Annotated in this window: 22 protein-coding genes and 1 pseudogene; 4 read left to right on the forward strand and 19 right to left on the reverse strand. The window is 47.0% G+C overall.

Annotated elements, in window-relative coordinates; genetic code table 11:
- Window position 1: 1 nt before the first annotated feature.
- From KNQ15_RS05245 to KNQ15_RS05300, 12 genes and pseudogenes are all read right to left on the reverse strand, one after another.
- Complete coding sequence (locus KNQ15_RS05245) at window positions 2-928, reverse strand: LCP family protein (RefSeq protein WP_214728133.1); 927 nt, start codon at window positions 926-928, stop codon at window positions 2-4.
- 13 nt (window positions 929-941) lie between these two features.
- A complete protein-coding gene (locus KNQ15_RS05250) occupies window positions 942-2,117 on the reverse strand; it encodes a DHHW family protein (protein ID WP_214728135.1) in 1,176 nt (391 codons plus the stop codon).
- Window positions 2,118-2,132: 15 nt separating this feature from the next.
- The gene (locus KNQ15_RS05255) at window positions 2,133-3,521 is read right to left on the reverse strand and encodes an MBOAT family O-acyltransferase (RefSeq protein WP_214728137.1); all 1,389 of its coding nucleotides are present in this window, start codon (window positions 3,519-3,521) and stop codon (window positions 2,133-2,135) included.
- The gene (locus tag KNQ15_RS05260) at window positions 3,511-3,996 is read right to left on the reverse strand and encodes a hypothetical protein (protein WP_214728138.1); all 486 of its coding nucleotides are present in this window, start codon (window positions 3,994-3,996) and stop codon (window positions 3,511-3,513) included. The genes KNQ15_RS05255 and KNQ15_RS05260 overlap by 11 nt, the downstream gene beginning before the upstream one ends.
- Window positions 3,993-5,093 carry a non-hydrolyzing UDP-N-acetylglucosamine 2-epimerase gene (gene wecB, locus KNQ15_RS05265; protein WP_029341024.1) on the reverse strand — a complete coding sequence of 367 codons (1,101 nt, stop codon included), beginning with the start codon at window positions 5,091-5,093 and terminating at the stop codon, window positions 3,993-3,995. The genes KNQ15_RS05260 and wecB overlap by 4 nt, the downstream gene beginning before the upstream one ends.
- 112 nt (window positions 5,094-5,205) lie before the next feature.
- A pseudogene (tagH, locus tag KNQ15_RS05270) lies at window positions 5,206-5,946 on the reverse strand (teichoic acids export ABC transporter ATP-binding subunit TagH); the annotation flags it as partial.
- A gap of 11 nt (window positions 5,947-5,957) precedes the next feature.
- Window positions 5,958-6,758: an ABC transporter permease gene (locus KNQ15_RS05275; protein WP_029341022.1), complete on the reverse strand. Its 801-nt coding sequence runs from the start codon at window positions 6,756-6,758 to the stop codon at window positions 5,958-5,960.
- A complete protein-coding gene (locus tag KNQ15_RS05280) occupies window positions 6,755-8,047 on the reverse strand; it encodes a nucleotide sugar dehydrogenase (RefSeq protein ID WP_029341021.1) in 1,293 nt (430 codons plus the stop codon). Before KNQ15_RS05280 ends, KNQ15_RS05275 begins: the two co-directional genes overlap by 4 nt.
- 278 nt (window positions 8,048-8,325) lie before the next feature.
- Complete coding sequence (locus KNQ15_RS05285; protein ID WP_214728140.1) at window positions 8,326-9,579, reverse strand: glycosyltransferase; 1,254 nt, start codon at window positions 9,577-9,579, stop codon at window positions 8,326-8,328.
- Complete coding sequence (locus tag KNQ15_RS05290; RefSeq protein WP_251137598.1) at window positions 9,576-10,892, reverse strand: glycosyltransferase family 4 protein; 1,317 nt, start codon at window positions 10,890-10,892, stop codon at window positions 9,576-9,578. Before KNQ15_RS05290 ends, KNQ15_RS05285 begins: the two co-directional genes overlap by 4 nt.
- Entirely contained in the window at window positions 10,787-11,791 is a 1,005-nt protein-coding gene (locus tag KNQ15_RS05295) for a class I SAM-dependent methyltransferase (RefSeq protein WP_069940364.1), read from the reverse strand. The genes KNQ15_RS05290 and KNQ15_RS05295 overlap by 106 nt, the downstream gene beginning before the upstream one ends.
- Window positions 11,788-14,412 carry a glycosyltransferase gene (locus KNQ15_RS05300; RefSeq protein WP_214728142.1) on the reverse strand — a complete coding sequence of 875 codons (2,625 nt, stop codon included), beginning with the start codon at window positions 14,410-14,412 and terminating at the stop codon, window positions 11,788-11,790. The genes KNQ15_RS05295 and KNQ15_RS05300 overlap by 4 nt, the downstream gene beginning before the upstream one ends.
- 287 nt (window positions 14,413-14,699) lie before the next feature.
- Between KNQ15_RS05300 and KNQ15_RS05305 the strand changes: the two genes are divergently transcribed.
- A complete protein-coding gene (locus KNQ15_RS05305; protein ID WP_023467459.1) occupies window positions 14,700-14,864 on the forward strand; it encodes a hypothetical protein in 165 nt (54 codons plus the stop codon).
- Between the two features lie 58 nt (window positions 14,865-14,922).
- On the opposite strand, the gene KNQ15_RS05310 is transcribed toward KNQ15_RS05305, so the two are convergent.
- Window positions 14,923-15,918, reverse strand: a complete 996-nt coding sequence (locus KNQ15_RS05310; RefSeq protein ID WP_214728144.1) for an NADP-dependent oxidoreductase — start codon at window positions 15,916-15,918, stop codon at window positions 14,923-14,925.
- A 188-nt stretch (window positions 15,919-16,106) separates the two neighbouring features.
- On the opposite strand from KNQ15_RS05310, the gene KNQ15_RS05315 reads away from it, so the two are divergent.
- On the forward strand, window positions 16,107-17,165 hold the full coding sequence (locus tag KNQ15_RS05315; RefSeq protein ID WP_214728146.1) for a PTS sugar transporter subunit IIC: 1,059 nt from the start codon (window positions 16,107-16,109) through the stop codon (window positions 17,163-17,165).
- Between the two features lie 87 nt (window positions 17,166-17,252).
- Here KNQ15_RS05315 and KNQ15_RS05320 read toward each other — a convergent pair whose 3' ends face one another.
- The 3 genes from KNQ15_RS05320 to KNQ15_RS05330 all read right to left on the reverse strand — a co-directional run bounded on the left by KNQ15_RS05320 (window position 17,253) and on the right by KNQ15_RS05330 (window position 19,025).
- A complete protein-coding gene (locus tag KNQ15_RS05320) occupies window positions 17,253-17,882 on the reverse strand; it encodes an HAD family hydrolase (RefSeq protein WP_047396361.1) in 630 nt (209 codons plus the stop codon).
- 13 nt (window positions 17,883-17,895) lie between these two features.
- On the reverse strand, window positions 17,896-18,459 hold the full coding sequence (locus tag KNQ15_RS05325; protein WP_047396358.1) for a DedA family protein: 564 nt from the start codon (window positions 18,457-18,459) through the stop codon (window positions 17,896-17,898).
- A 131-nt stretch (window positions 18,460-18,590) separates the two neighbouring features.
- Complete coding sequence (locus KNQ15_RS05330) at window positions 18,591-19,025, reverse strand: YkvA family protein (protein WP_047396354.1); 435 nt, start codon at window positions 19,023-19,025, stop codon at window positions 18,591-18,593.
- 137 nt (window positions 19,026-19,162) lie between these two features.
- Between KNQ15_RS05330 and KNQ15_RS05335 the strand changes: the two genes are divergently transcribed.
- Together KNQ15_RS05335 and KNQ15_RS05340 are read left to right on the forward strand one after the other, a co-directional pair.
- Entirely contained in the window at window positions 19,163-19,912 is a 750-nt protein-coding gene (locus tag KNQ15_RS05335) for an SDR family NAD(P)-dependent oxidoreductase (protein ID WP_047396351.1), read from the forward strand.
- A 332-nt stretch (window positions 19,913-20,244) separates the two neighbouring features.
- Window positions 20,245-21,492 carry a murein hydrolase activator EnvC family protein gene (locus KNQ15_RS05340; protein ID WP_029341011.1) on the forward strand — a complete coding sequence of 416 codons (1,248 nt, stop codon included), beginning with the start codon at window positions 20,245-20,247 and terminating at the stop codon, window positions 21,490-21,492.
- A gap of 63 nt (window positions 21,493-21,555) precedes the next feature.
- On the opposite strand, the gene KNQ15_RS05345 is transcribed toward KNQ15_RS05340, so the two are convergent.
- From KNQ15_RS05345 to deoC, 3 genes are all read right to left on the reverse strand, one after another.
- Window positions 21,556-23,205 (reverse strand): methyl-accepting chemotaxis protein, encoded by a 1,650-nt coding sequence (locus KNQ15_RS05345; RefSeq protein ID WP_047396344.1) that lies wholly within the window; start codon window positions 23,203-23,205, stop codon window positions 21,556-21,558.
- Window positions 23,202-24,176, reverse strand: a complete 975-nt coding sequence (locus tag KNQ15_RS05350; RefSeq protein ID WP_029341009.1) for a BMP family lipoprotein — start codon at window positions 24,174-24,176, stop codon at window positions 23,202-23,204. Before KNQ15_RS05350 ends, KNQ15_RS05345 begins: the two co-directional genes overlap by 4 nt.
- 136 nt (window positions 24,177-24,312) lie before the next feature.
- On the reverse strand, window positions 24,313-24,978 hold the full coding sequence (deoC, locus tag KNQ15_RS05355) for a deoxyribose-phosphate aldolase (RefSeq protein WP_029341008.1): 666 nt from the start codon (window positions 24,976-24,978) through the stop codon (window positions 24,313-24,315).
- Window positions 24,979-25,077: the final 99 nt, after the last annotated feature.

The following is a 25,077-nucleotide window of genomic DNA, read 5'->3' on the forward strand; positions in this document are numbered from 1 at the left end:
CTTACGATTGTGCGAGAAGTTTAGCGATTGCCTGTTTTGTCTGTTCCATTGATTCGTCCGATGCAAAGAAATACCAGACACCATCACTTGCGATATATCCTTCTCCGTCGATTTTCAGCGGCTTCAATTGTTCGAACCCACGCTGATTCTCCTGCGCTAGCTGCGCTGCGACATCAAGTCCGATATTTGTCGTAAAGTTGTTTTTCATGACATCCGTGATCTTTTCGAGTTGCGTCAACAACTGTGGTCCAGCAAGCTTCATTCCGACTGCTTCTAGCACTTGTCGCTGACGAATTTGTCGCCCCATATCGCCGAGTGGATCTTGCTTTCGCATCCGAGCGTAACCACTCGCTTCAAGGCCCGTCAAATGAATTTTCCCTTTCTCATACTCCTTTTGAAGACGACGATCGTTCCAACTGAAGGCAGATGGATTGTCGACCGTGACACCCCCAACAGCATCGACCAACTCAATCAATCCATCCATGTTGATCTTCGCATAATAAGGAATATCGGTTTCAAACGTCTGCTCCACCGTTTCGACTGTTTCTTTCACACCCCCATAGGCATAGGTATGATTGATTTTAGTCTTTTCGCCAGACGGTACGGTTACCTGCATATCTCTTGGAATAGACAGGGAAGTCGCTTGTTTTGTTTTTGGATTGAACGAAAGAAGCATGACGGCATCAGCACGTCCCTTATCATTTTTCCGTTCATCCACGCCAAGTAACAAGACATTGACCGGCTTCATCGATTCAAGTGGCTTCGGTTGCTTTCCATCTAACGGTGTTAAAAACGCGTCTGCCGTTTGCTTCACTTTTAAAAAAGCTAAACCAGCTGATGTACTAGCAATCAGAACGAACCCTAGTAGGAGCGCACTCAATACGCGCCAAACAAGGCGTGGTTTTCTTTTCGCCATTCGGGATCTCATGTCATGAACTCCTTCATAGTGTGTTTTCATACGTCTTCATCAATCCAGCAATGTTCGAGTTATGCAGGAACAACACGGAGTCGACTTGTTTTTGTTTAGCGAACTGCGAGACGTCGAATGATTTTGGGACATAACGAACGTCGACGACTTCCAGATTGGCACTTTTAGCAAGGAACGGTAAGACTGGATTCGCGAATGAATCCTTTAAGACGAGAATCGTTGGTCGATCATTCTTCGTCTGCTCCTTCATCGACATGATGCCGTGATTCCCGCGCAAGAATACTTCATACCGATCGACGTAATCTCCCTCCTGCTGAACGAAGGATTCATCAATGACTGGGCGATCGCATGCTCCGTCGTAACAGACATCAATCCCTTTAAAGAATGCTGGTCCATAATAAGCTAATTGATCACCAGACGTCGCGTACGCAAGCGTCGTCTTTCGTGCCAACGAACCATAATAGGCATGTTCATCCTCTTTACGATCTGCTTTCGATGGTGTGACTGGTTGTAGGTCCATGCCTTTCGTGATCGTCTGATACGCGGACGCCGCCCCGTCGATATTCCAGTGATGGTCCGTCTTGAAGTAGTCCGTTAGCTTTAATTGATCAAGTGACAAATTCGTCATCCCGGCAGCCTTGAAGTCACGAATCATTCCTGCGTATGGTATCCGAGCGTTTGAAGCAACATACGATGGAATCAACTGATCGCGTTCAGCAATGACCGTCTTCGATGGAGCTAGCGCCATATAGACGGGTCGATCGACTTCTTGCACGAACTGCTGAAACGCGTTTGGAATCTGGACTTGAGTCGAGGCACTCGGTTCGATCATATAGCCATTTTTAGCTGTATAGATTCCATTACGAAAAGGCTGTCTGAAGACATCCTTCGATAGCAGTGCCTGCATCTCAACGAACGTCCCCCGCAAAAGCAGTTGATCCGTGAAATACGTCTCCATCTTCAGCATATCTTTTCCGGTCGCGATTCCTTCAATCGTCGGATCGACCGATTGAGCGAGTGTGCGATTTTCTAGCTGAGAACGCACACGATCTTCTCGGACGATCGTTCCAACGCCAATCGTTAATAAGATGAGTAAAAAACTGATCGTCGTCACCCACATCATGATCCGTTCAAAAGAAGTCGTCCGTTTTTGTTCCTGCTTATTTTCTGTTTCAAGTGGCTGTGCCATCAGTAGACCTCCTTTTTAGAAGCGGAAATAGATGAATGGGTTAAACGTACTTGCAACAAGTGCTGATGTCGCCAAAAATAGTAGCAACATCGCATACCCATACTGCATCGTCGTACCAATTCTTCCGAGTGACACGACTAATCGCTCTCCGATGATTTTCGGAATCGGTGTTGCTGCGATACACGCGACAAGCAATAGAACACCATTTTGGACAAGCTGGTAGCTCGCGCGTTCATCCCAGATCACATCTGGTACGAACATTGCTTGAATGTACGTAACGGCTTCCGGGAACGTCTCGGAACGGAAGAATACCCAACCGACCAAAACGAGTACGAGTGTCCAAACGGTCGAGAAGACTGGCATTTTCGCCAACCATTTCCCGAGAAATGCTTTCTCGAGCATGATCCAGATTCCGTAATAGGCTCCCCACGCGACGAACGTCCAACTAGCACCATGCCAAAGACCCGTCAGCATCCAGACAATTGCTAAGTTGCGATACTGTAACCACGGTGAGACACGATTTCCACCAAGCGGGATGTAGACATAATCCCGGAACCACGATCCAAGTGAAATATGCCAACGACGCCAAAATTCAGAAACGGACTTTGAAATGTAGGGATAGTTGAAATTCTCAAGAAAATGAAATCCGAACATCAAAGCTAATCCAATCGCCATATCACTGTATCCTGAAAAATCGAAATAGATTTGTAAGGCGTAGGCGATGATGCCGATCCAAGCAAGCCCCATCGAGAGATCCTTCATATTGAAGATGGCATCCGCGACTTGACCACATCCATTGGCAAGAATCAGTTTTTTAGCTAAACCGATCGTAAATCGACGAACTCCTCGGGCAAAATCGGAAACTGTCTCTTCTCGTGACTCGATTTGGCTCGCAATCGTGTTGTAGCGAACGATTGGACCCGCAACGAGTTGGGGGAAGAACGCGATATAAAGGGCGAGGTCAAGCGGATTCTTTTGCACCGCTTCCTTCCCTTTGTAGATGTCGATGACATAACTCATCGCATGAAACGTATAGAACGAGATACCGAGTGGCAAGACGACTTCTGGTACGAACCACCCTAATCCGAATGTCTCGTTGACTGAACGAACAAAAAATCCGCTGTACTTGAACCAGCCGAGTAATCCTAGATTGACTGCAATCATACTGAACATGATCCATTTGACGCCGATTCGCTGTCGATACAGATCGACAAACAAGGCGAAGAAATAGTTGATCGTGACGCTCAGTAACATCAGCAGTGCAAAGCGTGGTTCTCCGAATGCATAAAAGAATAGACTCGTCACTAGCAGCCAACCATTTCGGAAGCTACGTGGTAGTAGGTAATAGACGATCAAGACAGTCGGTAAGAACAGAAATAAGAATATCGTCGAACTAAATAGCATACGTCGCTTCCTCCCCTGCCGTGACATGTTGCACAATCTGAATGTCCCGGAGATGGACCCGGAAGCTCCCCTCTTGCAAGAACTTCCATGCCACCTTGAAATACTTCGCTCCTGGTACTCGTTTCATCTGTACCTGAACGACTGTTTCATTCATCAGTGTGACGGTTTCCGTTTCCGATCCCATCCGTTTCTTCTGTCCATACTGCATCTTGAATAACTGAACGACACACGGTGCATCGACTTCGAAATGACAGGTCACCTCGATGAGATCCCCTGTAATCGTGGCGTCTGTTCGGTATAACTTTGAAGGTGGATGTTGAAATCCTTGATCAAACAACTGAATGTACAATTTGTCGCCTGCCGTCGCTTCTTGAAAATCAAAATAGACACCATCTGTAGCATCCTCAAGCAAGATTTTTTCCTGCGTTCCGAATGGAAAGAATTGATAAATCGCTGGAGGAATACGTTGACTCATACGGGTACCTCACTCATGATCGCATCGACGATTCGCTCTGCTGCCTGTCCATCGCCATAAGGATTCGCCGCTTGTGCCATCGATTGATAGAACACTTCGTCCGTCAATAATTGATGGCTCATCGCATAGATGCGCTCTGGATTCGTACCAACCAGTTTCAAGGTTCCTGCTTCGACGCCTTCAGGTCGTTCCGTCGTCTCCCGTAAGACAAGAACGGGAACACCGAGTGAAGGTGCTTCTTCTTGAATTCCGCCTGAATCTGTCAGGATGAAGGAAGCGCGCGCTGCAAGGTTATGGAAATCAAAGACATCAAGTGGTTCGATCAATTGAATCCGCGGATGATGTTTCAGGCGAGCTGCCGCTTCTAGTACGACCGGATTTGGATGAACCGGATAGACGATTTCGATTTCCGGATGATCATTTGCTAACCGTTCAATCGCATCAAAAATCGTTGCCAGTTGTAAATGATTCTCACGGCGATGAACGGTCAGCAAGACAAGTTTTCGTCCCGACTTCTCGAGGCGTGTTAGGACAGGATGCGTATATGTCGATGATACAGTCGTCTTCAACGCATCGATGACCGTATTGCCGGTTACGATGATCGGTGTCTGCTTGTTCTCAGCACGTAAGTTCATGGCAGCCTGTTCAGTCGGTGCAAAATGATAATCCGCCAGCACACCTGTCAATTGACGATTCATCTCTTCTGGGAAAGGCGCATACTTTTCATATGTCCGTAGTCCTGCTTCCACATGACCGACTGGAATCTGTTGATAGAACGCCGCTAAAGAAGCAGCGAACGTCGTCGTCGTATCCCCATGGACAAGGACGAGATCCGGCTGTTCCTTTTCGAGGACACGACGCATCGCGTTTAGGATACGCGCTGTCATTTCCTCTAACGTCTGACGCGGACGCATCAAATCCAAGTCATGGTCCGGAGTGATTTCGAATAGTTCAAGGACCTGATCGAGCATTTCTCGGTGTTGTGCTGTAACGACGACGATTGGTTCGACGTCCTGACGATTTTCAAGTGCTTTGACGACCGGCGCCATTTTGATCGCCTCTGGTCGTGTTCCGAATACAAGCATGACACGTTTCATTTACTTCATCCCCTATCTCATTTCATGACGATCGTTCAATCGTCTCGCCCATCATCTGCTGATCCACGGAACCGATCCGTTCCGTTCGTTTCTTAGCTACGTAATGGGAGGCTTGCTTTTTTGATAACTGTTTGTACCAATATAAATATTTATTGTATTCAGCCAACGTTTCATTCGTCGGACCAAATAGACGGACTTCCCCGTATTCCAACCAAAGGATTTTTGTACAGAAACTCTTTACCTGACTGAGCGAATGACTGACGAAAAAAATCGTTTTCCCTTGATCGCGGAATTCACGCATCTTATCGAGGCACTTTTCGGTAAACGTTTGGTCTCCGACTGAGAGTGCTTCGTCGATGATCAAGATGTCTGGATTGATATGAATCGAGATGGCAAAACCAATCCGAGCTCGCATGCCACTCGAATATGTTTTGACCGGCTGATCGATGAACTCCCCGATATCAGCGAACTCTAGAATTTCTGGAGTAATCGACTCGATTTGTCGCTTCGTTAAGCCCATCATCAGCCCTTTTAATTCAATGTTATCTCGCCCTGTCAGTTGACTGTTCAATCCGCTAGAGATGGCAATCAATGCTGACTTTCCACCCAATGTGACTCGACCGTACGTCGGTGGTGTTACGTTAGCAAGCAGATGCGATAGTGTCGATTTCCCACTTCCGTTGATGCCAACGACACCGACGATTTCTCCCTCTTCCACAGAAAAAGAGACGTTCTTTAGAGCATAGAACGATTTTCCATTCACCTTACCGAACAACACTTCCTTTAGCTTGTCGATCGGTCGGGCATAGAGCATGTACCGTTTCGATACATTCTCAAACACGACATGACCCATCGTTCTCCCTCCTATACGTAATCGATGAAATAGCGTCGGAATCGAATGTGAATCGATGCTCCAACAAGTAAGATTGCGAGCGTCATACACCAGAAGTACACGCCATACCACATATGATCGAGCAGATAGCCCGTTCCGATGAGTGCTGAGCGATACCCCTCAATCAAATAAACGAGTGGGTTTAGCATCAACAACATCTTGAATAACGAGTGATCTGGCGGAATCCACATGATTGGCGTTAAATACATCAACATCCGAATGGCAGATGTCACCATGTTTTGCACGTCTCGAATCATCGTTGCAAGCGCGGACAACAATAAGGAGACCGCATAGAGGAACACGACGCCCGCCGGTACGATATACAAGAGTTCAAGCGTATGCCATCCCGGAAAGTAACCGAAGGCACATCCTAAAATGATCGTTAAGGCAATCATCGCTAAGTGGCGATAGAATTGCGCCAAGATGACGTACGCTGGAATCGTACTCAATGGAAAATGCATCTTTGAGACGAGAGCGACTCGACCATAAATCGACCGGGAACCACTTGGAATCGTACTGCCGATAAAGAACCAAGCAATCAATCCGCTGACGAGCCAAAAGACGAACGGAATTCCATCGACTGGATGCCCACCACGAATCCCGAAGCCGAATACGACCCAGTAGACACCGATTTGGAGAAGCGGCGTCATGATCTCCCAAAACCAACCAAGGTATTGCATGCTATATTGACTCTTTGTTTCATAAAGCGAGAGTCGAAAGATCAGATATAGATGATCCTTCAACTCTCCCCCAATCGTTCGTAACGCGTTCATATCGCTTTCGCATCCACTTCCGTCACGCGGTGCGTATGCAAATTACCGAAGTTCAGGACTTTGACAGCGTCGAGCTCATTGACGATTCCTTTCGTATCAAAGAGTAACGGTGTCCGCATGTAGTTTGCGAGACGACGTGAATCAAATTGTTTGAATTCATCGTGGTCGACTAGGACGAGTGCGAGATCAGCGCCTTGAATCGCTTCCAGCTCATCGACGAGTTCGAAACGTGTCGAAATCGAGCGTTCGACGTGTGGATCACAGACAGCGACGTCAAGTCCACGGTCGAGTAATTGTTCAATGACTTCGACAGCTGGACTCTCGCGCATGTCGTCGACGTTTCCTTTATACGTGACACCAAAGACGGCGATCTTCGGACGGACACGTGAACCAACAAGACGTGCTGCTTGTTCAGCGACGAATTGTGGCATCTGAACGTTCGTTTGTCGTGCTGTATGAATGATGCGTGCAAGCGATGGGGCTTTGGCGACGATGAAGTAAGGGTCAACCGCAAGACAATGACCACCAACGCCAGGTCCTGGATGATGTAAGTTTACTCGTGGATGCATGTTCGCCATCTCGATCACATCTAAGACGTTGATCTCTAGCTGATGACATACTTGCGTCAATTCATTTGCGAGAGCAATGTTGACATCGCGGAACGTATTCTCCATTAACTTCGACATTTCGGCTGTCTTCGCGTCTGTCCGAACGATTTCACCTTGAACGAATGTTTCATAGACAGCTGCGCCCGCCTCTGCACACGCTGGCGTCAACCCACCGACGATGCGGTTATTATGAATAAGTTCATGTAAGATTTGTCCTGGCAAGACACGTTCTGGGCAATGGACGACATAGACGTCTTCACCAATCGTAAAGCCGGCTTCTTCAATCAATGGACGAACATGGTCATCCATCGTACGTGGCGCAATCGTCGATTCGACGATGACGACATTCCCTTTTTCAAGGAAGGGTAGCATATTGTTAACCGCTGAAATAACGTATTTCAAATCACATGATTTATACGTATCGTTTAAGTTCGGTGTCGGAACGGCGATTAGGAAAACATCTGCCCGTTCTGGTGTAAGTGTCGCCCGGAATTTTCCGTTTGCGACGACCCGTTTGATGACATCCTCGAGTCCTGGTTCTTCAATATGAATCGTTCCCGTGTTCAGAAGATTGACGATTTGTGGATCGATGTCGACACCTACGACTTCCGTGCCATGATCCGCGAACATCGCAGAAGAAGGTAATCCAATATATCCTAGTCCGATTGTGCAAAGTTTCATTTTGTCATTCCTCCATCGAGTTAGTCATACTAGCCAACGAACGGTCTGTGGCTTGGCTGTAACTAGACCATAACGACATTTCCTTTGCTTTCCAATGCTTCTAACCATCTCTTAAACCATTCTTCACAGACCTTACATTTCCAGCGTTTTCTATTGTTTTTGTAAATCTTATGAAGCTTTCGCGAATCCTTCGTGTCTATTTAAATGAAACAAAACGACTCGTCAGGAATCCGCCTTCATTGCATGTGGATTTCCCTTCGAGTCGTTGACTATTTTTCTTATTTTGCGTCAGATTCCATGAAAATCGAGTCATAGACAGCAAGAAGTCGACCTTTTTCTTGCTCCCAGTTGTATTGTGTCCTTGCTACGCTTGCTCGCTCCTGCATCGCCCGTCGCAAGCTCTCATCCTTCACTAGACGGTTGACTGCTGTAGCAATACTCTGCGGCGATTCGACATCAACGATTAATCCAACTCCTTCTGTTTCGACGACACGACGGATTTCTGGTAAGTCAGCTGCGATGACAGGAATCAACGCCGCCATGTATTCGAATAGTTTGTTCGAAGAAGCAGAATAATGATTGAAACAGACGTTCTGAAGGACTTGAAAGCCGACCGTTGCCGCTGCCGTGTAACTTGGTAGTTCAGCAAGCGGAACCTTCTCAATGAAGCGAATGCGAGACTTTTCCGATGATTGGGCAGCCAGTTGCATCAGTTTTCCTTTTAATTTTCCGTCCCCGACGAAAATCAATGTTCCTCGATCGATGAACGGCATCGCTTCAATGAGTCGCTCCAGTCCGCGTCCTTCTTGGATTCCGCCTTGATACAACAAAATCGGCTCATCTTGAGCAAGTGCTAACTCTTCGCGTAACGGTCGCGGTTGCGGAACAATCGGTTCGTAAAACGGATAATTGTGCAAGACAGACGGTCGTGTTCCGTATAACTTCTGGTGGTAATCCGCACGCGTGTCATTTTCAACGATTGTCTGGTCGACGAAGTGAAGCAACCAGCGTTCTAATTTCCCTTGCATGCTGCCGTATCCTGTCCGATCGGTCTGGACTTCATGCGAATCATAGACGATTTTCGTCCCACGGGCCGCCCCAATCGCTTGTGGTAACGTATTGACATCGTTCGCATGCATGACATCATAATCATGCTTCCTAGCAGCACGTGTCATGCGCAGAATGCCGAAACTGTTGTACAGGGCGTAACGGATGAACCGACTTCGCATGAGGAAAAAGAGCACAAGCATCACGGGAATGAGCCATGGCGCAAGAAGCGCACCCATCAAACCGACAGCAAGGGTCCGTTTTTTCCGTTTACGAAAGAACGGGAGCCACCTCGCAAAAGGTGGCGTCCGGTCAATTCGAATGACGCGAAACCCTGACATCGGGCATTCGACTTCTGGAAATGTGCCGTCATTTAGGCAGTATAGGTCCACGCGGTGCCCTGCTTCGACGAGCGCCGTACATTCACGTAAGACTCGGGCGTCATTCGTAAAGGGATTCCAAACAAACATTCCAATGCGCTTCATTCTGCGACCGCCTTTCGCGCCTGTGTTCGTTCGATGGCTTCGAACAAGCGCTGTTCATTTTGTTCCCAATCAAAATGGTGTTGGACGTATGCCACACCTGCGCGTCCCATCGCTGCACGTTTTTCTGGATTTCGTGATAACTCGAGAATATGATCGACGATCTCCTCTTTTTTCCGCTGGACAGACACATAACCAGCTCCTGCCTCTTCAATGACATGCGCTGCGTGTCCGGATACCGCTCCGACGATGGCACACCCCATCGCCATGTAGTCAATGATTTTACCGGGTGTCACCGTATCGAATGCTGTACTTTCGACGAGTGTCGCAAAGGCGATGTCACTCTTTGCCAGTTGTTTCAACGCATCCCAACGCGGCATCGCGTCAAGAAACTCGATGTTCGTCAATCCACGTTCCTTGACGAGTCGTTCGAACGTTTGCTTATGATAACCATAACCGACGACTTGAAAGCAGATATCCTGCTCTTGTTGAAGTTCCTGTGCGACGTCAAGCAACAAAAACACATCTTGCGCGAGTCCGATATTCCCCGTATATACGACACGTACTTGTTCCGACACTTTTCGCCGTTTGATTAACCACTCGTTTTCCTCGATCGAGTTCGGAATGTAATGAATTTTTTCCGGTGCGATACCACGCCCTTCAATGTACGATCGAAACCCTTCACTATTAATGACCAATTGATCCGCCTGACGATACATCCACTTTTCAAGCCAGTAGAGCGGAGTCAATAACAAACGCGAATTCGTGATGCCGACGCCAATCAGCGACTCCGGCCATAAATCGCGTACATCGAGAATCAATGGCGCTTTTTTGACATGTTTCGCGACGACCCCGACGAGTCCCATGAAGATGGATGGTGTCGTCGCATAGATGTAAGCGTAGGATTTCGGGTCATGTCGCACCTCTTTTACTGCGAGCACGAATTGTTCTACAAACAAGCGAAGGCGCCGCCATAAATTGTTCGTCGCCCTGACGTCACGTGGTTGGATACGGGTTACATGTGCCGTATCCAAGCTCGGCTCATCCCAGAACATTGAATCCGTATAAAGTTCTGCCGTCGGATAGAGCGGTTCTGACGTCAGCACATGGACGTCACTTCCCGCTTGTTCCATCCGCTTGAAAATATTCTTCATTCGGTTTGCCGCACTTCCGATTTCCGGATAAAAATTTTGACAAATCATCAAGACGTTCATCGACGACTCCGGCGCTGCTTGAGTTGACGTCGGAACTTCCAGTAGCGGACGACGATTTTTCCGAGCTTTGATCGCGCGAGTGAGCGGTATTTTGATTTCCATGATGCATTCGCCTCCAGCAGTTCCAGATTTGCCACCAATGCCCCTTCGAATCGATCAAGCAGTGCGGCATATTGTTCTTCAAGCACCTTGTATTGTTCACGCTGTTCCTGTAGTTGCTGTTCCTGACGTAACGATTCTGCTTGTGCCTGCTCTAATACATCTGTTTGTTCCCCTAACCGCTGAACTTTTCGTTCTAGAGTCTGTTGCTTGCGTTTTAAGTCAATGATCGTTGCGAGATGCAATCGCTCCACCTCTTCAAAGGCGTCTTCTAGCCATTCAACTTCCTCCGGTAAAATCGATCGACCAGATTGAAGTTCCGGATAGACTTGAATCGTAATTCCAAGCCACTTATCGATCCGCTCGACCGTTTCGATTTTACCGAAAGGTGTCAATTGCTCAAGCAGTCGATTTAAATAATACGTCCGTTTATGATCCGCATAATCGTTCACTCCGAATGGGACTGTGATGACAAGTCGTCCTTTTGGTGCGATGAACGAGACGGCACGAGCGATGAAGCGTTCCGGCTCCCCGATATGTTCCAGTACTTCCGTCATCAAGACTGTATCGAATTGAATATCAGGTGTGTATGTCATGACATTCGCTTCATGTAATTCCACTTTTTCTTTAACGGATGTCGGTTCCTCGAGCAACGCTTGTTTGGCTTCGATGATCGCTTCTGGTAATACATCGATTCCAACGACATGTTTCCCTTCGCGTCCAAGCAAAATTGGAACGACTCCGCCTGAACAACCGATATCTAAAATGTGCTCCCCTTTTGCTTGTCGTACGATCCAGTGAACACGCGCGCGGACTTTTTTACCGAATCCACCGCCTAACTGATCGTAGTAGGCCGCCCGGATTTGATCTTTTGGTCGTGCTGTTTTCATCGATGCCGTCATTTCTGCACCTCCTCAAGTAATAGATGTTGAAGACGATCTGTCTCCTGTCGATCCGCAAGCTCCATGAATTGACGGATCAACGGATTCGTCAACGTGATCGGTTCATAGAAACTGATGATCGTACGTAGCAATGCGACACTCGGTGTAAAATCCTTATCACTGCAGTAGCGTAATTTAACGAGATACCAATGCTCGAAGAAATGCTCGAATCGTGTTTGCTTATATTCCTCTAGCACTCCATAACGGGCGAACTTTTCTGCTCGTGCCCGCTCTCGGACGACACTTCGTTCAAAGAATTTCACCGTCAAGGCATTCACGGTCGATCCGGCAACCGCTGCATAATAATAATGAATGACCCGATTGACGAGTAAGACACGGTTCGCACGGAGCATCAATTCTTGGAAGAACAAGGAGTCCTGTCCGACTGCACCGACTACCTGCTCCAATTGATGTTCGAGCAGGAAAGTACGACGGACGACGAGTGCTTGAATGCTTTGTACCGCAAACCGATGTTTCAATAGAAAAGCTTTCGGATCCTCACAAACGGTTCGTCCCTGTTTACGAATCGTCGGTAAGGCGATGATACTCGTCTTCTCGGCCAGCTTTTTCATATGCCCTGCCACAAAATCAAGTGATGGATCTTTTTCTAGTTCCTGAAGCAAAAAGGCATAGCGATCACTGAGTACCTCGTTATCCGGATCAAGGAACGTCACGTAGTCAGCGCGTGCCATCTCGACACCTTTGTTGCGCGGACGTGAAGCACTACCGCTTCCACCTGTCTCGAAGAAATAGGTTCTGACATTTCCGTGGCGTCGTGCGAGACGCTCTACCGCTTGACGTGTCGCAACATCCGTTGATCCATCATCTACGAGTAAAATCTCTGATTCCATGAATCGATCCATCCGTGTAAGACTAGCGAAACATTTATACGTGAGATGTTTTCCATTGTTATAGATCGGAACGACGACCGATAGTTGCGGGGTCTGATTCGTCGGAACTACCGCCTGCTCGTTCCACTCAAATTGATCGAGCAACAGTGTTTTTCCGTTCAGTTCATCTGCCTGGAACATGTCATATCCGATAGCTGACCGCCAAACGATCGCACCGTTTCGACTACTACTCATCTCTTGTAGATGATACGGATACTCGCTTCCTTTTCGGACGATGCTCGCATCACTGTATTTAAAACCATTCACGAGATCCTCTAGATAATATTCGCCGTAAGATTCCTTTCCATCCATCCAAGCCACGAGATCGGCTTTATCGTAAGTTTGCTCCGTCAGCGCATCCGCAGAGACGATTTCGTCCGGTGTGAGACTTTGTCGATTGATCACGTCACGGATCGCTTCCCCGTCTTGGGCAACGACGATCAATAAGCGATGTTTCCGTGTCTCAGGTACTCGTCCAATGAACGCTAGAATCTGATCCATCCGTTCGAAGACCGTGTGTTCCGTCATGACGGCACGAAGCCCTTCTGCTCGTAACCGTTCGATTTCTTCTTGCGACGTACGTTCCACGATTGCCGTCGCCTCCTGTGCGTCATGCACGGTGAAGATGTTCGGAAACTCATTGTTGACGGCGATACTGTAATTCGACAGGATTAGATTCCCGAGTGCTTGCGATTCATAGACGCGACGGGCACACATCGTTTTGCTGTATTTGATGCTATTCAGGTTCAAGACCCAGTCATAACATTTACTGACTTGTTGTAAGGCATCATAAGGAATCGCTGGTGCGACCCGTGATTGATAACGTTCCGGAAACTGATAAGCCGGTAAGTCGAGATGATAATTCCGGTCCACGATATCGAGTTCGTGCGAAGACTGCATCACCCCATCAAACAACATCTCCGTATCTTTAACGCGCTCCGGATATTTCGCCATCCAGCTACCGGCAAATAAAACGCCCTTCTTTCGGCTACGCGTTGCTCCGATCGGATTGTGAATCAATGGATTGACACCAAACGGCATCGCCATGATCCGATCATGACCACATAAGACGCGGTATTCAGGAATCATTGCCTCATCTGAAGTCAGGACATAATCGGCAGCTTGAGCCACGTCTTGAAACCGTTCATGATTGCTCGGATCTTCCGTCGATTGAAAGACGACTGGAATTCCTTTAGCTTTGACTTCCTGCATCATTGAAAGCAACCGTTGGCGTTTTTTTGAATTCGGTGTGGCGACACCTTTCCAATCGTCTCCTCGTAACCCCTTCCATGAAGAGACGACTAAAAAGAGATCAATCTCGCGCTCGAAAACTTCTTCGAATGTGTGCGCATTGACGTAGTGGAGATGAACGGCATCTTCATAATAGGCGTACATGAATTCCGAGCAGACGATTGCCATCTCGATTGGTCGCTTTTCATAATAACGCGTCGTCGTCCGGACCGGAATCTCCGAGACATCCAATTGATTCAGCAGTGATGCTTGGCTATTTTGTCGGTAACGTGTCGTCGTTTTATTAGAAGTTCGAACCGTTGGCAGTCGCAAGACCTCTAACTGACGGAGTTTTTCGAGTGCCTCTTTACTTGCGGTCGTCGCGCTTGTTAGTCGTTTTTTCTCTTCGCGGACCCAGTTCAGTTGTTGCATGATTTGTCGTTTCCATTTTTGATCACTCACACGTAAACACCCTTCCTCTTTTCAACTCTTTCTTAGTCTACGGAAGCAGTTCAAAGGCTACTTGAAGGACTTGCAAGGTTTTTGTAAAGACTTCATGAAGCTTTTTTGGATTTTCCTTACATTCCATTTCAGTCAATCTGTATTTCCTAGGAAATCGACCACTTTCGCTTTCTTGTCCGTGGAAGTCATTCACATGTTTTCAAAAACGAATCCTATGCATCCTCATTGTTTTGGATTTAAAAAACGGGGAAACATTACTACGTACTGATAAAAGGAGATGACTGGACATGTTAAACGAAAAAAATCATGATTTACCAGATGAAAAGGCAGACGTTGGTCTTCACCCGGATCCTGATCCAGCTGAGACATCAGATCCTGGAATCAAGCCTGCGGAAACACAACATCCGGATCCTGATCCGGAAGAACTCGAGCGCGATCGAAAAGATTCATGAATCTCACGCCATAGAAAAAGAGGTTGCGGAAATGATTCCGTAACCTCTTTTGGCATATTTACTTCACTTTTACTAATAGTTTCCCTGTGTTCGAACCATCAAACAATCCGAGGAAAGCATCTGGTACACGATCGAATCCTTCAAAGATCGTCTCTTCGTATTGTAACTTCCCTTCGCTGACCCATTGACCGAGTTGCTCAGCTGCTTCCTTGAATCGTTTACCGTAATCACCTACAAGGAAACCTTGCATGCGCGCACGCGCGATGATTAATTTCGATTGAACACGTGGACCAATGTCCTGTTGTGCGTTATAACCGGAAATGGCACCACAAACCGGTACCCGCGCGAATGGATTGAGTCGATCAAGGACTGCATCACCGATCTCCCCACCGACGTTTTCAAAATAGACATCGATGCCGTCTGGACATGTCCGGTCTAACGCTTCCCGGATGTCTTCCGTTTTGTAATTGATGACTTCATCAAAACCAAGATCTGCTTTTAAGTGTTGTAGCTTTTCGTCACTTCCTGCGATTCCGACGACACGAGCACCTTTGATTTTAGCAATTTGACCAACGATCGATCCGACAGCCCCTGCTGCTGCCGATACGACGACCGTTTCCCCTGGTTGTGGATTCCCGATATCAAGCAATCCGAAATACGCTGTCATCCCTGTCATTCCGAGAACACCGAGTGCTGTTGAGATCGGTGCGATCTGCTCATCGATTTTACGGACGGTTTTCGCATCGACGACTGCTTTTGTTGCCCAATCGAGCATCCCGACGACGACATCGCCTGACTTGAGTGCTTCACTTTTAGACGCGATGACTCGCGCAACGACACCCCCGTGAATCGGTTCATCAATCTCAAACGGTTGCGAGTAAGAGCGCGCATCGTTCATACGTCCCCGCATGTATGGATCGACCGAGATATAGAGTGACTCCAGTGCGACTTGCCCTTCCTTCAACTCTGCTAACTCAAATGATTCATAACGGAATGTTTCCCCTGTTGGCTTTCCGTTTGGTCGTGCCGCTAAGACGATACGTTGTTCTGACATGATTCATGACCTCCTCATTCAATCTACTTCTTCACTGTAACAATTCCGTTTCTGAAAGACGAATCCTTTGCTTGTTTGGAATTTTCTAACTTTTCCTTGACGCCCTTCTGTTCTTACCGTAAGATAAAACACAATTCATAACTTTTATACTGTTATGCACAAAAGCGTTACATAAGGAGAGGACTTGTATGGATTCATCTATCTTGCGTCAGCCGCGTCAATTTGCCGTTCATGTTTTAAACGGACTCAGTATCGGAATTCTCGTTGCCCTTATTCCAGGAGCACTGCTTGGTGAGCTGGCTAAGGCATTGTTACCATACGTCTCCGGTGCCCAACATGTTTTAGATGCTACAACACTCGCGATGCGCCTCTTGCCGATGGTGATTGGTGTTGCCGTAGCGATGCAATTTAAAGTGACACCGATTGCCACCACCTCGATCGGACTCGCGACAGTCGTTGGATCAGGTGTTGCGACTCGTGCAGATGCAACCTTCGTCTTCGTCGGTACGGGCGACGTCATCAATGCTGGTCTGACAGCAGCTGTTGCGACGGCAATCGTCTTATTGATCGGTGAACGTTTCAAAACGTACACGGTGCTTGTCATGCCGATGATTTTGATTGTTGGAGCCGGTGGAATCGGTGTTTTGACATATCCGTTCGTGACACGGATCACGACAGCGATCGGACATGTCATCTCAGACTTTACGGCACTTCAACCCGTCTTAATGGGTATTCTGATTGCCGTTGCCTTTTCCGTGCTCATCGTCTCTCCACTTTCAACGGTCGGCATTGCGACAGCGATCAGTTTATCGGGTGTTGCTGCTGGAGCTGCGAACCTAGGCGTCTGCGCTGCTGGATTTGGTCTTGCGATCGCCGGCTGGCAAGCGAATTCGCGTGGAACGTCGATTGCTCACTTCCTTGGTTCTCCTAAAATCCAGATGGCGAACTTCATTCGTAATCCCTTGATGATTCTTCCGGTCATGTGTAGTGCCGCAATACTTGGTGCACTAGCAGGAATGCTCGGTGTCCAAGGTACGCCGTTCAGTGCCGGATTCGGAATGTCTGGGTTAATCGGTCCGATCAACGCGTTACATCTGATGTCAGGAGGCTGGACATTGTTTAACATGACATTTGTTCTCGGGCTGTTCATCGTCTTGCCGGTCATCCTTTGTCTGTTGTTCCACCTACTCTTCCGGAGATTCCGTCCATGGATGAGTGCAGAACCATACCGACTGGATTTTGAGTAAGCTCATCTTTATTCGTTCTTTCATCACAAAAAAAGCCAAGCCGACCGTCTAAAAGATCGACGGATTGAGCTTGGCTTTTTGATGCACTTATTTGATTACTGCCAGTAAATCAAGCGGTGTCTCGATGACATGGTCCGCCGAATCCCACTCGGATTGTGTACCAAAACCGTATTGGCATAAGACGACTGGCATGTTTTCCTTACGGGCCGCTTCGACATCGGAAGACCGATCCCCGATCATCCAGTAAGTCGCTTCTCCAAACTCCTCACGGTGCGCTCGCAAGATATCCGCTTTTTCTTTCCCGTTGACGGATTCTAAGCATTTCGGACTCGTGAAGAACGAACGAATATCCTGGCTATCCAGCACAAGGTTTAGATAGTGGTTGCCACAATTACTCGCTGTTGAAATAGTGTGTCCCTCTGAAACTAGCGCTTCTAACAAGTCTCGAATTCCGTCGAACAAGACGTTCTGTTCCACCATCGTCGCTTCTAGATGACCATGTCTTTTTTTGCGGATTAACCGAATATCCTCTTCTGAAGCCTCTGGAATCGCCTTACGCCAAAAAGCACTTCCCGCCAACCCATAACTTGCTTGTACACTAGCTTGAGAAGGTTTTGGAAGATGCGGCATGTCCTCCATCGCCCGATGGATTGCTTCTGTCATCTGTTCCGTTGAATCAATCAATGTACCGTCAATATCGAATAAGATAATTGCCATGTTCCCACTCCTTTTAGATCTCTTTTTTTGCTTTTCTCTTTTTTTGTATCAAGTAGCCAATCGTAATCAGCATGCCTAAACCAATCCAAACGATTGGATGATTAAGATGATGCAATCTTCGCCATTCATGGCCGACGGCTTTCCCGCCCCAAATAAAGATGGTCGACCACAGCAAGAAAGAAATCGTCGTCACGACTGTAAATGTCCAGCGCGAGACACCAGTCAACCCTGCACCAATGGCAAATCCGATCCGCCACATCGGAGACAGAAGAAGGATATAGCGTCCCTTTGTCTCCATTTGTGTCTGAAACTGGAGCATTTTCGTTTCCGAAATCCGAAACCATTTAAATAAACGATTCAATAACCGTTCACTCCCGAACTGACCAATCGTAAAGAAGAGGTTTTGACTGATGACGAAGCTCACTACAGCGAGGAACAACATGAATAGTAAATTCGCCTGTGCGGTATGCACGAGATATCCGGCATACGCGAGCGGTACTTCGCTCGGTATGAATGGAAACATGAGCGTCATCATGATTCCAATATAACCGTATGATTCCATCCAGTGATGTCCCATCTTCGTCCCTCCTCTCTCTTTACCAACTATTTCTAGTGTATCGAAATTTTAAGAAGGCGTACAGGAAACGGCTCTTTGTGGACAAAGAAGAGCGACTTCTGGTGTGAAGTCGCTCGGATCATCTAATTTAATTAATACGCGTCCTCACTTTGTACTGGTTGTGTACGACGCTTTTGTTGTTCATCCTGCCAGTCGCTGAAACGTGTCAATTCTTCGAAGACTGTTTTTGTGACGAAGAGGATGACCGCGATATCGTCTGCGAAACCGAATCCGAGTACAAAATCAGGTACGAGGTCAATCGGTGACACGAGGTAAATCAACGCGCCGATTACTTTTAAGATCGTTGTACGACGAATGTTACGGTATTCACCTGATTGGTACGCGCGAATCATGTCGACGAACAACGTCAACGGCGAGAAGACGACGGACAAACGAGAGTTACTGTTCACCTTCGCAGTTGCGCGTTGTAACAGCGAGTTCGTCTTTTCCGGACGATCGATATAATCTTTTGCATCTTCGGCATATTGATGTTCTTGTTTTTCTAATTGTTGATTTGAGAATTTCATTCCTATTTTCCCCCATTCTAAAGTAACTTCAACGCTTTTCTATTTCCCTGTTCCTACGGATGATAATCCTGTCAGGTTTCAGGATATGATGGAACGGTAAAAAAGGGAGAGAAGCGTTACAGAAAGGATGATTTTTTATGAATCATGTTAATCAAACCGTCATCATTACAGGAGCCGCGAATGGAATTGGTGCAGAACTCGCCCGCACCTACGCTGCGCAAGGCGCAAATGTCGTTCTTGCTGACATCGATCAGATGACAGGAGACGAACTGGTCCAACAAATCGAAGAAGATGGAGGGACGGCTTACTTCTATCACTTGGATATCCAACATGAAAAAGACGTTCAACTATTAATCGAAAAGGCGATTGAACATACTGGTCGCATCGATATTGTTATCAACAACGCCGGTATCATGATCCGAAAACCGCTCCTTGAATTGTCACTTGAGGAATGGGATCGGGTTCACCATACGAACCTGCGCAGCATCTTCCTAACGACCAAGGCGGCTACACCCTATTTAAAACAAAGTAAAAGTGGAGGTCGGATCGTCAACCTTGCTTCGACCCGCGCCTTCATGTCGGAACCGCATACAGAATCTTATGCGTCGACGAAAGGTGGTATTTTTGCACTCACACATGCACTTGCTGTCTCACTTGGAGAAGACGGTATTCTCGTCAACGCGATTGCCCCGGGTTGGATTGAAACTGGTGACTATCAAGAATTATCACCTGAAGATCATAGTCAACATCCAGCTGGTCGCGTCGGAAAACCAAGTGATGTCGCTCGTGCGGCTCTCTATCTAACACACCCAGATAACGATTTCTTGACGGGCGAAACACTGGTCCTAGACGGTGGAATGACACGAAAGATGATTTATGAGGAATGATTCGGATGGAGTGCCTTTCGGGGCACTTTTTCATTTCAAAAACTATACTTATACCTTTTTCAAACATTAATAAACCTTCTATTTATACGATGTTACAAAAATATATCTCCTGACATCATTCAGAAATCAATCTACTACACATTAATTTTTCCTTTTATATCAACATTTTCTGTTTATACTTCTGTTCACGCATCATTATTTTCATAAATTCTTCATTCTTTTCGCTAGCTTCTCTTGCATTTTTTTAAAAGAATTGTAAAGTGGATTTTCCGATTTTCTTGTTAGAGTGGGAAAGGTAACACTTCACACGGGAAAGGAATGACGCTTAGTTTATGAAACGACCTTTCGGAAAGTCACTTGGGCTATCGCTCATGACACTCACTCTACTCGCAAGTCCGCTCATGACGACAACTCCGGTCGACGCGGCAAGTTCATATAAAGAGAAGCAACAACAAAATCAGCAACAACAATCGAAGCAACGCGAGGCGTTGTCTCAAAAAAATAATCAATTATCTAAAGCACAGCAACAAGTCTACGCCCTGGATCAACAAATCAATGGGCTGACATTACAAGTCGTCGAGAATCAAAAGAAGATCGACGAAAACACGAAACAGATCGCTCGATTAGAAGATAAGATCGAGAAGTTACAAAAGAAAATCAAGAAGCAAGAAAAAATGCTCGGTGATCGCTTGGCAGTTCGCCAGTCTAAAGCTGATAACGCCCCGCTCCTTGAAGCCGTCTTCGGCGCAAAAGATGTCGGTGATATGATCAGCCGTTTCAATGCCTTTAATACAATTGCGGAAAGCGATGCTTCTTTGTTAAAAGATTACGAATCAAACAAAAAAGAACTGGCAGCTGCGAAAGAAGAACTAAAGCAGACACGCCAAGACTTGATTGAAGATCGTAATGTTTTAAAAAAGAAACAACGTGAACTGAAACAAGAAAAACAAAAGCGCACAGCACTTTTGAAGCGTCTGACGTCGCAAAAGAAAAAAATCGAATCTAACATCCTCAGCCTGAAAGAGGCATCGGCCCAACTGAAGGCACAGGAAGCAGCTGAAAAAGCAGCAGCCCGAGCAGCAAAGGCAGCTGCCGCAAAAGCTGCGAAACAATCGGCAGCACCAGCATCTGTTAGCAAGGCTAGTACGAAAGTCATCTCAAAAGCAAAAGGTAAATTCATCAAACCTGCTCAAGGCTCTGTTTCGCAAGGAATGGGTGCAGCAAGCGGAAGTAATGGTTATGCGTACCACAATGGAACCGACTTCGCTGGTCCACTCAACTCGCCAATCGTCGCGTCTGCAAGTGGAACAGTCATTTTAGCAAGTTCAGGTGGTCCTTACGGCAACCACGTCTATATCTCTCATAATATCGACGGAAAAACGTATACGACCGTTTATGCCCATATGAATGCCTTGAACGTCAAACAGGGACAACAAGTCAAACAAGGACAGCAAATCGGTGTTCTCGGAAGCACCGGTAACTCGACTGGTCCACACTTGCATTTTGAAATCCACGATGGTGGGTACCAGTATGATGCGAATGGACGGACGAATGAGCTCGATCCAGAAAGCTTCTTCTAAGTCGATTCAAGAAAAAGTGCACTTCTTCTCTTCCGAGAAGAAGTGCACTTTTTGCTGTGTTCATTAAATTTTGAATTGATGTGTCTGACTATCAAGCGACGTCGTCGTTGACTCAAGTTCTTGCATCAATTGATGAATCTGTTCGAACGATGCCTGTTGATCGCGCATCGATGCAGCAATCTCTTCATTTCCAGCTGCAAGTTCTTCCATGACGCCACTGACTGTGCTGACTTGACCAACGACATGGCGGGCTTGTTCTTTCGAATGAACGAGTTGTTTCGTTACATAATCAAGTGTTTCTGTCACGTTTGCTACCTTTTGACGCGTCTCGCCGAATGCTTGTTGAACGTGTGTGAAGTTCTCGACCTGGTTTGTCTGCTCCCGCTCTGCTTGCACGAGTGCTTCTTGTAAGACAGCACCGTCCTGACGAATTGAACGGACGAGTGAGAAGATTGAGCGCGTCGCCTCGTGTGTCTCGTCGGCTAACTTTTTGACTTCACTTGCTACGACGGCAAATCCACGACCGGCTTCCCCTGCCCGCGCCGCTTCGATGGCCGCGTTGAGTGACAATAAGTTCGTCTGTGCGGAGACTCCGGCGACGAGTTGTGCCATCTGTTCGATTTGTTGCGTCTGCTCTAGGAAACCTTCCAGTTTCTGACCGAGTTCGCGATTTTGTTCTGTTGACGCGCGAAGTGACCGTGCTTGCTGTTCCATGACGGAACTACTTTGAACCATCACGTGATCGGCCGCCTGTCCTTCTGCATAAGCGGTTTGCGCGCGTTGTTCACTCTCTTCAAAGAGCTGTTGCATATCGGACATCGTACTGACTGTCGTCTGGATATCGTCCGACACCGTTTGAGTACCACTTGCCATTTCATTGATCGCATGGGTCATGTTGCCAGAAACTTCAACGATGTTTGCGTTCTCTGTCGTTGCTTCCGTACTCATCTGACGAATCGTATTCGACGAACGACTGATCGTTCCGATGACCTCATGCAAAGTTCCTTGCATCTGCGCAACCGCTGTCTCGAGTCGACCAATCTCATCTTTTCGACCGGATACGACTAATTCCTGCGATAAGTCTCCGTCCGAAATCTGTTCTGCTGTCCGGACGACACGGCTGATCGGTCGTGTGATGCTACGTGCGAAGTACCAGTTGTATAACGCAAGACCAATCAGGAGAATGAATGTCGCGATCAATACGGTCCGCGTCAGGTTCAATGTCTCGTCTTTTGCTTCACGTTGTAAGACATCATAAAACTCTCCATTTTTCGTATGTAACGTGTATAGATCACTGAGGACACCTTCGATTCGTGCGGCATGGGAGCGAATCTCAATCGGATTCATTGCGTCCGTCAGTTCCATCCGTTTCGCAGAAAGCGTCTTATATTTCATATCCGCCCGGTTCAACTCTTCTTGGAATGCCGGAATCAAATATGTCTTTTGTAGCTGATTCAATGCTTGTTCGTTCTTTTTACTAAGAGCCTGTACTTGCTCCGCCTGACTTTCAGACGGTTGGCTTGCTAGTCGGTTCCATGCTGCCTGTTCATATAAGAGCTTCGTTTCAAGCTCTGAAATCTCAACGAGCTGTTTCCCGTAATCTTCGTTATAGGACTGAATTTGACGGAGTTGGAACAAGGTCCATCCCATCAAGATGACGACACTCAAAATCGTCACTAACGTTGAGAGTAAAAATCGTTTCCGTAACGTCATTGAATCGTCACCTTACCTTCGAGCACGTCTTGTTGTAGCTGCTCTAATTTTTTTCGTTCCCCGTCCGTAAAGTTCGTGTTTCGGATTGGAGCCAATTGGATTGCCCCTTCTTTGACACCCAGGACGACTTGTCCGGACTGTAGACCTTTCGCAGCCACATCTTGTCCGATTTTCGTAATCGCAAGATCAACTTGTTTTAGCATTGACGTCATGACAGCGTCAGGCGCGATCGGGGTTTGATCGCTATCGACACCGATCGCTTTTTTCCCCTTCGTTTGCGCTGCCTCCAGGACACCGCTTCCCGTCAATCCAGCAGCTGCGTATAATACGTCTGCCTTTTTCTGCATCATTTCGTTTGCGAGCGTCCGTCCCTTTTCCGGGGCTGCAAAGTCCTCTGCGTATTCGACGAGTACTTTCGTTTTTGGATTGACTGCTTTAGCGCCAGCTATGTATCCTTTTTCAAATTTCTCGATCAGAGGCGACTTCATCCCACCGATGAAACCAATCGTGTTCGTCTTCGTTTGAATCCCTGCAGCCGCACCCGCTAAGTAACTTCCTTCGTCCTCTTTGAACGTAACCGAGAGTACGTTCGGTAACGTCGATACAGCATCAATCAAAGCGAATTGTTGTTTTGGATATTTTTTAGCAACGGTTTCAAGATCCGTCTGTCCCATAAAGCCAAGCCCGACGATGACGGTCGGTTTCTTTTTCGCTAACGCTTCGAATGCTGCTTTATAAGTCTTTGTTTCATTCAACTCTCGGTAATCGATCGACCAGCCTTCCTTCTCCCGTAACAACGCCATACCACTCATCGCCGCATCGCTGAATGATTGATCGCCAAGACCCACATCCGACAAGACGACTGCCATTTCCTTCCGCTCCTTGACTGCCCGTTCTGGATCATCGATGACACTGCCGCACCCTGCGAGGCTAAGTGTCGATGCCAGTATGATTCCACTCCATCGTTTCATTCATTCCACATCCTTCCGACATTCTACATCTGATTATCGGAAGCGATGTCCGACTTCTTAATACAAAATTTAAATTCAGAATAGTCCCATAAAAAAAAACATGCCCCTCTAAACAAGAGGGGCATGCCAGATATTCTTAGTAGTCGCTGTCAGACGAACCGCCTGTAACGATTGCGATTCCTGCTGATGCACCAATGCGCGATGCACCTGCATCGATCATTGCTTTTGCACCTTCGAAGTCGCGAACACCACCAGATGCTTTAACACCGATGTCAGGACCAACTGTCTCACGCATGAGACGGATGTCTTCAACTGTTGCACCACCCGTTGAGAAACCAGTCGATGTCTTCACGAAGTTAGCACCTGCTTTAACTGAAAGTTCAGCAGCTGTTTTGATTTCTTCTTTTGTAAGAAGGCAGTTTTCGAAGATGACTTTAACGAGTGTACCGTTTGCCGCTTCGACAACCGCACGAATGTCACGTTCTACTAACTCAAGATCACCATCTTTTAATGCGCCGATGTTCAAAACCATATCGATTTCTGTAGCACCGTTTTGGATCGCATCCTTTGTTTCGAATGCTTTCACTTCTGGAGTGTTTGCTCCAAGCGGGAAGCCGATGACTGTACAGACTTTGACGTCATCATCTGATTTTAAGAGTTCTGCTGCTAACGCGACGTAAGTTGGGTTAACACAGACGCTTGCGAATTTGTATTCTAATGCTTCTTTACAGAGTGTTTCGATTTGAGCACGTGATGTTTCTGGCTTCAGTGCCGTATGGTCGATCATTCCTGCTAAATTCATGTTTGTTGTCCTCCCTCTATAAATGTTGATATATCAATGGTTTTCACCATCTCAAGTGCCCGAAAAAATATTTTTCGTCACCAATATCTATCGTTATTT

It is taken from the genome of Exiguobacterium sp. s168 (assembly GCF_018619035.1).
Lineage (GTDB): Bacteria > Bacillota > Bacilli > Exiguobacteriales > Exiguobacteriaceae > Exiguobacterium_A > Exiguobacterium_A acetylicum.

Coding starts and splice junctions, on each gene's coding strand:
- KNQ15_RS05245 (WP_214728133.1), bottom strand. CDS start 928: ATGAGATCCCGAATGGCGAAAAGAAAACCACGCCTTGTTTGGCGCGTA.
- KNQ15_RS05250 (WP_214728135.1), bottom strand. CDS start 2,117: ATGGCACAGCCACTTGAAACAGAAAATAAGCAGGAACAAAAACGGACG.
- KNQ15_RS05255 (WP_214728137.1), bottom strand. CDS start 3,521: ATGCTATTTAGTTCGACGATATTCTTATTTCTGTTCTTACCGACTGTC.
- KNQ15_RS05260 (WP_214728138.1), bottom strand. CDS start 3,996: ATGAGTCAACGTATTCCTCCAGCGATTTATCAATTCTTTCCATTCGGA.
- wecB (WP_029341024.1), bottom strand. CDS start 5,093: ATGAAACGTGTCATGCTTGTATTCGGAACACGACCAGAGGCGATCAAA.
- KNQ15_RS05275 (WP_029341022.1), bottom strand. CDS start 6,758: ATGAACGCGTTACGAACGATTGGGGGAGAGTTGAAGGATCATCTATAT.
- KNQ15_RS05280 (WP_029341021.1), bottom strand. CDS start 8,047: ATGAAACTTTGCACAATCGGACTAGGATATATTGGATTACCTTCTTCT.
- KNQ15_RS05285 (WP_214728140.1), bottom strand. CDS start 9,579: ATGAAGCGCATTGGAATGTTTGTTTGGAATCCCTTTACGAATGACGCC.
- KNQ15_RS05290 (WP_251137598.1), bottom strand. CDS start 10,892: ATGGAAATCAAAATACCGCTCACTCGCGCGATCAAAGCTCGGAAAAAT.
- KNQ15_RS05295 (WP_069940364.1), bottom strand. CDS start 11,791: ATGACGGCATCGATGAAAACAGCACGACCAAAAGATCAAATCCGGGCG.
- KNQ15_RS05305 (WP_023467459.1), top strand. CDS start 14,700: ATGTTAAACGAAAAAAATCATGATTTACCAGATGAAAAGGCAGACGTT.
- KNQ15_RS05310 (WP_214728144.1), bottom strand. CDS start 15,918: ATGTCAGAACAACGTATCGTCTTAGCGGCACGACCAAACGGAAAGCCA.
- KNQ15_RS05315 (WP_214728146.1), top strand. CDS start 16,107: ATGGATTCATCTATCTTGCGTCAGCCGCGTCAATTTGCCGTTCATGTT.
- KNQ15_RS05320 (WP_047396361.1), bottom strand. CDS start 17,882: ATGGCAATTATCTTATTCGATATTGACGGTACATTGATTGATTCAACG.
- KNQ15_RS05325 (WP_047396358.1), bottom strand. CDS start 18,459: ATGGGACATCACTGGATGGAATCATACGGTTATATTGGAATCATGATG.
- KNQ15_RS05330 (WP_047396354.1), bottom strand. CDS start 19,025: ATGAAATTCTCAAATCAACAATTAGAAAAACAAGAACATCAATATGCC.
- KNQ15_RS05335 (WP_047396351.1), top strand. CDS start 19,163: ATGAATCATGTTAATCAAACCGTCATCATTACAGGAGCCGCGAATGGA.
- KNQ15_RS05340 (WP_029341011.1), top strand. CDS start 20,245: ATGAAACGACCTTTCGGAAAGTCACTTGGGCTATCGCTCATGACACTC.
- KNQ15_RS05345 (WP_047396344.1), bottom strand. CDS start 23,205: ATGACGTTACGGAAACGATTTTTACTCTCAACGTTAGTGACGATTTTG.
- KNQ15_RS05350 (WP_029341009.1), bottom strand. CDS start 24,176: ATGAAACGATGGAGTGGAATCATACTGGCATCGACACTTAGCCTCGCA.
- deoC (WP_029341008.1), bottom strand. CDS start 24,978: ATGAATTTAGCAGGAATGATCGACCATACGGCACTGAAGCCAGAAACA.